This window comes from Heyndrickxia sp. FW510-T9, from assembly GCF_058781025.1.
Map to the genome: position 1 here is coordinate 1 of NZ_JBYSWK010000086.1, position 10,292 is coordinate 10,292.

General features: G+C 34.4%; 11 protein-coding genes. All 11 read right to left on the reverse strand.

Going from position 1 to position 10,292, the window contains the following annotated elements:
- Window positions 1-20 precede the first annotated feature (20 nt).
- The 11 genes from AC3WJF_RS22525 to AC3WJF_RS22575 all read right to left on the reverse strand — a co-directional run bounded on the left by AC3WJF_RS22525 (window position 21) and on the right by AC3WJF_RS22575 (window position 10,189).
- Window positions 21-794: a c-type cytochrome gene (locus tag AC3WJF_RS22525; RefSeq protein WP_492456253.1), complete on the reverse strand. Its 774-nt coding sequence runs from the start codon at window positions 792-794 to the stop codon at window positions 21-23.
- Window positions 795-845: 51 nt separating this feature from the next.
- Window positions 846-1,520 (reverse strand): menaquinol-cytochrome c reductase cytochrome b subunit, encoded by a 675-nt coding sequence (gene qcrB, locus AC3WJF_RS22530; RefSeq protein WP_055739450.1) that lies wholly within the window; start codon window positions 1,518-1,520, stop codon window positions 846-848.
- A gap of 14 nt (window positions 1,521-1,534) precedes the next feature.
- On the reverse strand, window positions 1,535-2,044 hold the full coding sequence (locus AC3WJF_RS22535) for a QcrA and Rieske domain-containing protein (protein WP_492456255.1): 510 nt from the start codon (window positions 2,042-2,044) through the stop codon (window positions 1,535-1,537).
- A 242-nt stretch (window positions 2,045-2,286) separates the two neighbouring features.
- Window positions 2,287-2,751, reverse strand: coding sequence for a YpiF family protein (locus AC3WJF_RS22540; RefSeq protein WP_492456257.1), 465 nt, complete (start codon window positions 2,749-2,751; stop codon window positions 2,287-2,289).
- A 119-nt stretch (window positions 2,752-2,870) separates the two neighbouring features.
- On the reverse strand, window positions 2,871-3,410 hold the full coding sequence (locus tag AC3WJF_RS22545; RefSeq protein WP_492456259.1) for a ReoY family proteolytic degradation factor: 540 nt from the start codon (window positions 3,408-3,410) through the stop codon (window positions 2,871-2,873).
- Window positions 3,411-3,452: 42 nt separating this feature from the next.
- Window positions 3,453-4,715 carry a tetratricopeptide repeat protein gene (locus tag AC3WJF_RS22550; RefSeq protein WP_492456261.1) on the reverse strand — a complete coding sequence of 421 codons (1,263 nt, stop codon included), beginning with the start codon at window positions 4,713-4,715 and terminating at the stop codon, window positions 3,453-3,455.
- Window positions 4,716-4,742: 27 nt separating this feature from the next.
- Window positions 4,743-5,624: a hypothetical protein gene (locus AC3WJF_RS22555; RefSeq protein WP_492456263.1), complete on the reverse strand. Its 882-nt coding sequence runs from the start codon at window positions 5,622-5,624 to the stop codon at window positions 4,743-4,745.
- Between the two features lie 276 nt (window positions 5,625-5,900).
- Window positions 5,901-7,004 carry a histidinol-phosphate transaminase gene (gene hisC / locus AC3WJF_RS22560; RefSeq protein WP_492456265.1) on the reverse strand — a complete coding sequence of 368 codons (1,104 nt, stop codon included), beginning with the start codon at window positions 7,002-7,004 and terminating at the stop codon, window positions 5,901-5,903.
- A gap of 69 nt (window positions 7,005-7,073) precedes the next feature.
- Window positions 7,074-8,135: a 3-dehydroquinate synthase gene (gene aroB, locus AC3WJF_RS22565; protein ID WP_492456267.1), complete on the reverse strand. Its 1,062-nt coding sequence runs from the start codon at window positions 8,133-8,135 to the stop codon at window positions 7,074-7,076.
- Between the two features lies 1 nt (window position 8,136).
- A complete protein-coding gene (aroC, locus tag AC3WJF_RS22570) occupies window positions 8,137-9,309 on the reverse strand; it encodes a chorismate synthase (RefSeq protein WP_492456269.1) in 1,173 nt (390 codons plus the stop codon).
- Between the two features lie 106 nt (window positions 9,310-9,415).
- Complete coding sequence (locus tag AC3WJF_RS22575; protein WP_492456271.1) at window positions 9,416-10,189, reverse strand: CheR family methyltransferase; 774 nt, start codon at window positions 10,187-10,189, stop codon at window positions 9,416-9,418.
- Window positions 10,190-10,292: the final 103 nt, after the last annotated feature.

Below are 10,292 nucleotides of genomic sequence, written 5' to 3' on the forward strand. Positions count from 1 at the left end.
ATGCCAGCTTTTATAATAAATTATTTAGATTTTAAATTAGAAATGAATTCAGCAAGCTTTTTCAACTCATCTGGAGTACCTTTAAATTGATCTGGAGGCATTTTTCCCATACCATGTTGAGCAATTTTCTCAACTTCTGCTTCACTTTTACCAGTATCAATTAAAGAAGGCGCAGCTGCTCCACCTTGAAGGTTATCTCCGTGACAAGTAATACATGTTTGTTTAGAGAAGATTTTATATCCCTCAGAATTTTTATCAATATCCACTTGAGCAACAATCTTACCTTGTTCATGGACTTTTTTCCAGTCTTCATGCGCTGCAGCTTCCCATGTTAAATATATCGTTCCAGCAAGTGCAAGTAACATGAATCCTGTTGCAAATGGTCGTTTCAATGGACGGCGTTCTGTACCACGGTCGATAAACGGAGCTAATAGCAACCCTCCGAATGCTAGACCAGGAATCGCAATAATTCCAATGACACTATACGGGCCAGATGCATAAGAATATTTAAGTAATTGATAAAGGAATAAGAAATACCAGTCAGGTAAAGGAATATATCCTGTATCTGTAGGATCAGCTATACGTTCAAGTGGCGATGGATGCGCAACTGTAAGGCATAAAAATCCAATTAAGAAAACTGCACCAACCAACCATTCTTTTAAAAGAAAGTTTGGCCAGAAGGCTTCCGTTTTACCTGGGTATTCCGAATAATCCTTCGGAATATTAGGTTTGCGGTGGGATGCAGCAGTAACACGTGAATCACCAACAAACTTCATTCCTTTTCCACGATGCATTTAGTCCCCCTCCTTCTTTCATTATCTATTAAGTTTAGACTAAAGTGAATTTTACAATGGTCCTGAAATACCTTGTTTACGAATCATTAAGAAGTGAGCTGCCATTAGTGCCATTAACACACCTGGTAAGAAAAATACATGAATGGCAAAGAAACGAGTTAATGTTTGCGCACCAACAATATCAGGGTGACCAGATAGTAAAATTTTCGCATAAGGACCGATTAGAGGAACGGAATCTGCGATTTGCAGACCTACCTTAGTAGCGAATAACGCTTTCATATCCCAAGGTAATAAATATCCTGTAAATCCGAGACCCATCATTACAAAGAAAATAAGTACACCCACGATCCAGTTAAGTTCACGTGGTTTTTTGTATGCTCCTTGGAAGAAAACACGTAAAGTATGTAAGAAAATCATTACTATAACAAGACTTGCTCCCCAATGGTGCATACCTCGAACAATTTGCCCGAAAGCAACTTCATTTTGAAGATAATAAACAGATTCCCAAGCGTTTTTGATATCCGGTACATAATACATTGTTAAAAACATACCAGATAAGATTTGGATAACAGTAACAAAAAATGTAAGTCCACCAAAGCAATAAACAAATGCGCTAAAATGATGTGCAGGGTTTACATGTTCTGGTACTTCGTGATCAGCAATATCCCGCCATAAAGGCGTAATATCTAAACGCTCATCAACCCAATCATATAGTTTATTAAGCATGAATTACGCCTCCTTTATTTAACGAATACATTTGCTTCAGGTTTTCCTAAATACAAATAGCCGTCTTTCACTTTTGTTGGATAAGAATCCAACGGTTTGGCTGGTGGTGTACCAGGAACGTTTTTACCATCTTTATGGTAGCGACCACCATGACAAGGACAATAAAATTGATTTGGATGGTCTTTATTAGCGTTCCAGTTAACCGTACAGCCTAAATGCTTACAAATAGGTGATAAAGCAACAATTTCTCCCTTGCTGTCTTTATAAACCCAAGCTGTTTGCGTAACATTTGACTTATACCATGCATCTACTTGTTCATATGTAAAGTCAATCTTTTGTGGCTGGTCTGTTAAATCGGTTACTTTCAGCTTTGTAGCATGAAAATTCCCTGCAGCTTCTGTTTTCAATACTGGATCCACTGCAAAACGAACCATCGGCATCAGAATTCCAGCAGCCATAAATCCACCTACACCTGTAAGTGTATAGCTAAGAAACTGACGTCTTGATACAGGATTCTTGCTCATCCCTTTTTCCCCCCTCTAGCAGTAAGGTAAGTCCAATGGACATAAATATCGCACAAATACAATCTAGGACATAACAATGATATATCAAACCTAGTAGAAGGTCAATAACATCCTGTTTTAAAAGATGACAACAATGTGACGGAAAATCGAATTATTTTTTGTTAGTTTTGTACAGATTTGACAAATTAGTGAGTATAGATTTTCAATTAATATATAGCCTAGATTCTACTATAGAAGCTTCATTATATATTTTGCCATTTTTGCACTATAATATTTATTAATTGTTTTACTTGATCTTCTAAAATAGAGTGCTTAAATTGATCTTCCATGTTCTCCAATGGAATGGATTGAAGCCAGATGATATCATCTGTTAGTGGTGTCTGCTTCTTATCTCTCCAATAACTATCCGAAGTAATATAAAAAACATGAGAAAAATCGCTTTCTTTTATTTTCCCCTCCCATTCCTGTAATATGTTCATTTTTTGGTCGTCATCAGACTCTGATAAATACGTTAATGGTGGAAACAAGAGCATTCTTCCTCTAAATTGTCTTTCCAAATGGAGTGTTAATAAACTAATGAACTCTCCCCCGGATGCCGATTGCTTTAAATTATCTCCAAGTGCAACTGGAATTAGAGGAACAATCGCTGTATCAATAAATTGTTTCTCTTTTAAATAGAGCTCAATATCTTTTCCATTCCAATTCATAAAAACACTCCTATATATAGTTTTCCTGCAAATCTATCATATCATGCAATAATTTTTTTATCCAAAAGGAATCGACATAAAAAACATCCTCTTGATATAACAAGAGGATATATTAAATACTATAAGCTTTTAAGTTGTTCTGTTAATAATAAAAATGCTTTCTCGTCATTTCGATCCAACGCATTATCAATTTCTTTTAAGATTTTTTCTTTTTGAAAGCTTATAATACTTCTTTCCAGAAATTTTTCTGCAATTAGTCTGTCTTCATCATTAATTCTGAGCAATTTAGGCATAAATGGATTTTCTTCTAATACAGCTGCATAATGATAGGAAATGTTGGAATCTTTAAAATTTAATTGTATATAAATATCTTCATCACGATTTAAACGTATATCATGAAATGATTTTTCTGCATCTGTAGTCATAATATTTTCTTTATAAAAACGAAACGGGACTAGATCGACACAATGGGTTGACATGATGAGGCCTCTTGGACAATACTGCGCTTCCTCCACAAAGTGGACCTTTTCCATTAATTGGTCATGGCTCATTAAATAATTTAAGATCCAAACTGATTCTCTTCTCTTTAATTGATAATGATTTAAAAACCAGCGAATAAAATCCTTTTTCTCGTTGACGGATACAGGAGTTGCAGCCAAAGGAATCCCTCCTCTGCATATTTAGTATAGTCCATTAAACATTTATTCATTTTCAAAACGTTCCAAAAGCATAATCCATTCTTCATTTGTCGGGTCTTCTTTTAAAAGGATGTGAAAAATTTGTGCAGCTTCCTCTCTCTTTCCTTCCTCGATAAGAAAATATCCGAACTCTTCAAGGAACTCAAGGTTATTCTTTAAATCATTATATGCAAGCTCATAATATTTTAATGCATGTGAATATTGTTCTAACTGCTGATAGCTAGTGGCCATATCCCAGTAAACAACTGGGTCGGTTTCGCCTTCACTTTCCAATAATGAAGCAATTTCTAACACATCTTCATATCGTTTTTGGTGCATTAATAATTTATTTAATGTTATCGCTGCATCTAAATAACCGGTATCAAGAACTAACGCTTGTCTAAAATATTCTTCTGCCAACTCTTCATTGCTGCATTTTAAAGCAATTTTCCCTCCAAATTGATATAGCTCCTTATTAAATTCATCTACTTTTATCCCTGCTTTGACGGTCTCTAATGCATTATTTACTTCTTCTTCATGCTCATAAGATCTTCCTAAGTACAAATAAAGCGAGTGAAATTGCGGATCTAGCTCCTTCAGTTTTAAGAATATTTCAATAGCCTTTCGATAATACCCAGCTTTATAAGCAGTAAAGCCAAATCCAAACAGCGTATTGATTTCCAAATGTTCTTCTAGCGCTTGATCATAATGTGGCAATGCATCTTCAAATTCTCCCGCTGAACTAAGCACTTCGGCTAATCTAGCGTGAATGTTATTGCCGGCTATCGAATCATATCCTTGGTTAAGAACAGCTCTATAATATTTTATAGCATCGATGTAATTCCCACTGTCTGAATATAGTTCACCTAGTGCAAAATCAATTATCGGTTCGTCAGGAAGAATTTCTTTTGCCTCCTGTAATTTCCGCTCACTTACCTCTATCAGTCCTTGCATTTGATATAGATCAGCTAATAAAAGCAACCCCCGTGGATAATTGGGATCTGTTTCGTTAATGGAATCAAGCTGAAAGATTGCGGAATCTTCTTCATCTAAATCAAGATATACCTCCGATAATAATATCTTCAATTCACCCTCATCAGGATAAGATTGAATTAATTGTTCATACAGGTCCTTTGCTTGATGAAGAAAACCTAAATGATGAAGCTCTTCTGCAGTTATAAATAAATCTTCATCTGTACCTGTCTTTTTAATATCTTTCAAATATTTTTCAGCTTGATTCATATTGCCTTCTTCTATATGCTTTAACAATTGCTGTACATTTGACATACAAAATCCCTTTCCTAAATACAAAATTTATACAAAAAGAGAAGTACTTTCAATCTTAAGTTCCTCTCCAAAGCCTGGTCGGTAAATAACTCTATCACAAGCAGTTATGATTATTCCTTTTTGAACCATGACGGCTAACTTATCTTTATCATAATGAATCCGCGCATGTTCATCAACTTTATCTGCTTTGAAATATAGGTTATAATTTATTTCGCTCCCTACACTTAAATCTCCTCTTTTAGGATACACTCCAAATTTTTTCAAATTTTTCAATTCAATTGGCGTTTTTTCAGGAATTTCATCGAATACATGTGAAATCTTCTCATTGTCTAATATTTCATTCCATATTTTTAATAAACTTTTTTTCAAAGCTTTTTGTTCTGTCGAAATAACTGGAACAAGTACTGGATTATAAGGAAACATTGCATCCCTAATCCACCCCCATGGCTTTTCATGTAATTTCTCTACTTTGTTAAATTCAACAAACATTATTGGAATTTTATATCTTTTACATTTACGAATGATGGTTGTGGAAATTTTCTCAAGCGGAAGCTTAACAGCAAGTACATAATCGACTGGACTGCTTAATAAGGAGTTTCTCCATTTGCGCATTTCATTCTCTAATTGATTCTCAAACTGGATAGAAAAAACACTAATAATGGTGCAGCAGCCTTTTAATAAAAAATTGTCGATAAAATATTGCTTCATTACTTGAAAGTCAGATGGAGGGGCATTATGATCGAGCATTACATGTGTTGGGGTCATAATAAATTCAGAAAGGTTCATTCTTATATAATTATTTCTATTAAATGAATCCTTCATAGAATAAATTTTGTTATCTTTTATTAGTAACGACATTTTTTTCTCCATATTTTCCACTTCGATGTTTGCTTTCTCAATAATATACATTTTTTTCCCTCCCGCTATTTTTTTATTCTATAGACAAGCTATGAATAACTGGGATGGAAAATGACAAAAAGAAACTAGCATTTAGTTCCTTTTTTAATCGATCTTTATTTTAGTAATGTTTGTAAATCCTCAAATTTTTCGTTTCATGGAAACATATTCCTATATGATTGCATCTGAGTTATTCTTTTTAATGGATAATGCTAATGAACCGCCAATTAATCCAAGTCCGACAATAAATACATTTCCCCGTATGTTTAGCCTCCCGTAGTAGACTTTCTATACATATAGTTTTTGATTCAGTTCGATAAATTCCGTAATAGCACTTCTAACCTTTTGATTTTGTTCTTCAAAGCCAAGTGTTATCCTAACACTCGTCGGAAATCCTAATGCTTTCCCAGAGCGGACAATAAGTCCTTTTGACAATAAAAATTGAGAAACTTTATCTCCATCACATGCAAAATCAATTAAAATAAAATTCCCTTCTGTCGGATAATAGTTTAGACCTTTTTCTTGACAGAAGTCATAATATTTTTGTTTTTCATCCTCATTTTTCAACCGACAATTCTCAACAAAATCCTGATCTAAAATAGCAGCCGAAGCAGCTAATTGCCCGAGAACATTTGTATTAAACGGTGGTCGGGCATGTTCTAGATTTTGTATATTAGCTATAGTTGATATACCGTACCCAACACGAAAGCTTGCAAGTCCATATATTTTAGAAAAAGTTCTCATTACAATCAAATTTGGAAACTTATCAATGAATGTTAAGGTGTTATAAGCTACATCTTTGCTAACATATTCAAAGTAAGCTTCATCAAGGACAACTAGAACATCACTTGGGACTTTTTCAAGAAAAAGTTGTATTTCTTCTTCAGAGATATAATGGCCAGTTGGATTATTAGGATTACAAACCCATACAATCGCTGTATTTTCATCAATATTTGTAAGCATTCCTTGTAAATCGTGGTGACCGTCAACTAAATTTACTTCACGAACCTCTGCCCCTTCAATTACTGCATTATGCTTATATTGCGGGAAAGTGGGGGTAGCAATAACTGTATTTTTCCCAGGTTCGAGCAACGCTCTTGATATAATTTGGATTAATTCATCAGAACCATTAGTGAAAATAAGCTGACTTGGATCGACTTTTAAAAAATTTGCTGTATTCTCTCGCAAACTGGAAGCATTTCCATCTGGATAAAGAATAAATGATGATTGAAAGTTTTTAAGTGCTAAATCAACATGAGGAGAATATCCATATGGATTTTCATTTGAAGCTAATTTCTCAATTGTTTCAAGTTGAAATTGCTCCTTTACTTCTTCAATAGATTTACCCGGTTTATAAGCTTGTAAGTTAAGAACTCGATTTTTCCATTTCACCAATTTTTCCCCCTTACATTATTTTGATTCAAAATCTGGTCGTAGAACATTGGCATTATTCCAATATAATTATTGTAAGAAATAGAAGGTCTTTTGTAATAATTCTTGATCTACCTTTTGTAGGACAGGTTTACCAATCTCCTGTAATAATACAAAATTTGGTGAGTTGGAAACAGATTTTTTGTCCCTTACCATCCATTCCAATATTGTGGAAAAATCCAATTTTGCTGGTATTTTCCATTTATATCCCAACATCTCAATCCAATTAATAAATTCTTCAAAAGGAAATGGAAGTTGATACATTTCTTTACTTAAATGCAGTGCATAAACGATACCAATCATTACAGCTTCTCCGTGCGTTAAGTTCCCATATCCGGCATTTGCCTCTAAAGCATGACCAAGCGTATGTCCGAAGTTTAAAAATGCACGTATATTTTGTTCATTTTCGTCTATACGAACAATATTCGCTTTAATCTCAATCCCCTTTCGCAAAAACTCCTGTAACGTATTGTTTTTGATGCAATCAAGGGATTTGACTTCCTTCATAAGCTCCTGCAAAAGTAGTGGGTCTGCAATTAACGCTTCCTTTATTAGCTCTGCAAAGCCACTTCTTCTTTCCCTGCTTGGAAGAGTCACTAAAAATTGAATATCGTATAGAACCAATTCTGGCTGATAAAAAGAACCAATCATATTTTTACCTAAAGCATGATTAATGGCAACTTTCCCGCCAATTGCACTGTCATGTGCCAAAATAGTTGTTGGAACCTGAATAAATGGAATCCCTCTCATATATGTTGCAGCAACGAAACCAGCTAAGTCGCCTACTGCCCCACCGCCAAAAGATAATATAGCAGATTTTCGATCAAGATTATTTTGAAGAGCAAATGAAATACAATCCTCGTACACTTGAAAAGTTTTTGCATGTTCACCATTAGGCGTTATGTAAATATGTTTCTCTATAATTGGCAAATGCTTTAATAAAGTTTGTAAGTGGAGAGATTCTAAATTTTCATCCGTTATAATTAATAGCTTTGAATATCGAGTTAAATTTCTAGGTAATTGGTCTAAGATTTCATGTCCAACATAAACATTATAGTTTTTAGATGATGTATAAATGTTAATAATATTCATATTAAAACTTCCTAGCAAATTGTCTTTGATCCTCGACAAGTTTTTGCAAGACTTCGAGACGATCGCTCGAAAATTGTTCAGTAATTGCAGTTGCTATTTCCCATGCAACAACTGCTTCTGCCACAACACTTGCTGCTGGCACTGCGCAGCTATCTGAACGTTCAATACTTGCTGTAAACGGTTCTTTTGTATCAATATCAACACTTTGTAAAGGCTTATACAATGTTGGAATTGGCTTCATCACACCTCTTACGACAATTGGCATACCTGTTGACATACCACCCTCGAAACCACCGAGACGATTTGTTTTCCGGCTATATCCATTTTCTGGATCCCAAATAATCTCATCGTGAACCTGACTTCCAGGCATTCTAGCCATTTCAAACCCTAATCCAAACTCAACACCTTTAAAGGCATTTATACTTACTATTGCACTCGCAATTTTAGCATCTAATTTTCGGTCATAATGCACATAACTTCCGACACCTGGAGGCATACCTTCTACAATAACTTCTACAATTCCACCAATAGAATCTCCATTTTTTTTTGCTAGATCAATGGCTTCCATCATTTGCTTTTCTGCCGTGTCATCAAATACACGCACTGGTGAATTTTCCGTTTTTTCTTGTAATTTCATTATATGGTCATAGTTAGGTGGATTTGCTTTTACTCCACCAATTTCAAGTACATGTCCAGCTACTTCTATACCTAATAATTTTAGTAATTTTTTAGCTACTGCACCTGCTGCTACTCTTACAGTAGTTTCTCGCGCCGAAGAACGCTCCAATACATTTCTCATATCGCGATGACCATATTTAATACCGCCAACTAAATCAGCATGACCTGGTCTTGGCCTTGTTACTTTTCGCTTCACTTCATCTGCTACATCTTCTTCTAAAGGTTCAATCCCCATGATTTTTGTCCAATGTTTCCAATCATTATTTTCAACAATTAAGGATACAGGTGAGCCTAATGTATACCCATGACGAACACCACTTGCGATTTTTACTTTATCTTTTTCAATTTGCATCCTTCTTCCACGCCCGTAACCCTTTTGTCGGCGCGCTAACTCCTTATTAATATCCATATCTGTTAAAGGCATTCCAGATGGCAATCCTTCAACAATCGTAGTTAGCTGGGGTCCATGTGATTCTCCAGCAGTTAAATATCTCATAACTATACCCCCTTCATCACTTTAAAGGAATTATGTAACACTATATCATAAACTTCTTACCCTAACATAGTAAATAATCAAAAAAACTGTTGGTTACAACAGTTTTTTAAATCTTTCTGTAGAAAAATGTATCTTCAATTTCCAAACCATACTTGATCGGATTAAAGATTTGCTCTGTGCTTCCAACAAAGAGAACACCGCCCGGTTTAAGAGCATCACTAAATTTTTTATATATAATATCTTTAGCTTCCTCTGTAAAATAAATAAGGACATTTCGGCAAACAATTAAATCAAAATTCCCATCAAATCGATCAGCAAGTAAATTATGTTTTTTAAAGGAAACTGTTCGTTTAATTTCTTCAGCTATTTCGTAATAGTCACCTTGTTTTTTAAAGTATTTTTCTTTTTTGGAAATAGGTACTTCATTTAATGACTTTTCCGAATATACTCCTATTTTCGCTTTTTGTATAGCATTTGCATCGATATCCGTTGCTAGTATCGAAACTTTATGTAAATGTGTATAGGAAGATAGAACAAGCGATAAAGAATAAGGTTCTTCACCTGTTGAAGATGCAGCGCTCCATACCTTAAGATGTTCACTTTGCTGCATTAGCCTTGGAAGAATTTTATTTTCAAGTACATCCCATCTTTGTTTGTTTCGATAAAATTCCGAAACATTTATCGTCATTCTATCTAAAAATTCATTAAATAAGGGAACATCTATATCTAAAGCTTTATAAAAGTCATTGAAAGAAGAATACCCCTTTTTTTCATAAAAAGTAGTGAGTCTTCTTTTCATTTGTGCTTCCTTGTACAAGCCTAAATCTATGCCTGTCTTTCCTTTTACCTGCAAGATAAATTCTTGATAATCGCGGTCCATGTTGGGCTCCTATATCTTTTTCATATAATTATATCGAAAAATTCTATTTTTGATATAATTATTGATAAAAAAAAATGAAAAAGGATTGGCATTTAACCAATCC